1 protein-coding gene is annotated in these 584 nt (G+C 71.0%); it reads right to left on the bottom strand.

Annotation, left to right across the window (positions count from 1 at the left end; genetic code table 11):
• Positions 1-42 precede the first annotated feature (42 nt).
• Positions 43-420: a PIN domain-containing protein gene (locus H074_RS03385; RefSeq protein WP_007028612.1), complete on the bottom strand. Its 378-nt coding sequence runs from the start codon at positions 418-420 to the stop codon at positions 43-45.
• Between the last annotated feature and the right edge of the window lie 164 nt (positions 421-584).

Below are 584 nucleotides of genomic sequence, written 5' to 3'. Positions count from 1 at the left end.
CCGATCGGCACGGCACGGGCTTCTTCACCAGAACGGGGATGCCTAGATCGGCAGCCGCACGACGCGCACCGATTCCGGGTAGGCCTCGGGCTTCGGGGTGATCACCGAGGCGTCGTGCGTGGCTGCGGTGTGCACGACGTGGCCGATGTCCGGATCCAGGTCGGCCAGCGACTCGCACAGCGCGGTGACGGCCGGGGCGTCCAGCGGGACAACGCGCAGCGGCTCCAGCACCGACACGTGCCGCGTCAGGCCCGCTCGCTGCCGCCCCGCCCGGAGCAAGGCCTCCGCCGGGACCAGAAGCCGCGGGCCGCGGTAGAGGGCCAGGACCACATCGTCGACATCGCGCGGGGTTCCATAGAGCAACTTCGCCAGCACCCTGTTGCCGTCGCCGAGCGCCTTCAACGCGGCGGTGTCCAGCACGNACCCCGAACTTCTTCAGGGCCTGGCGCGTGCGCTCATCCCGCTCGTCGAGCTCTGCTGCGGTCGGGAGACGGTCCGCGACACCGGAGATGAACGCGCCGATCGACTGGCCCTTCTCGGCCGCGAGCACGGCCAGGCGATCACGTGCTGCTGCCGTCACCTTC

The sequence above is a fragment of the Amycolatopsis decaplanina DSM 44594 genome (assembly GCF_000342005.1).
GTDB lineage: Bacteria > Actinomycetota > Actinomycetes > Mycobacteriales > Pseudonocardiaceae > Amycolatopsis > Amycolatopsis decaplanina.
Note: the sequence above shows the minus strand (reverse complement) of the source record. Positions and strands in the feature narration are given on the sequence as shown.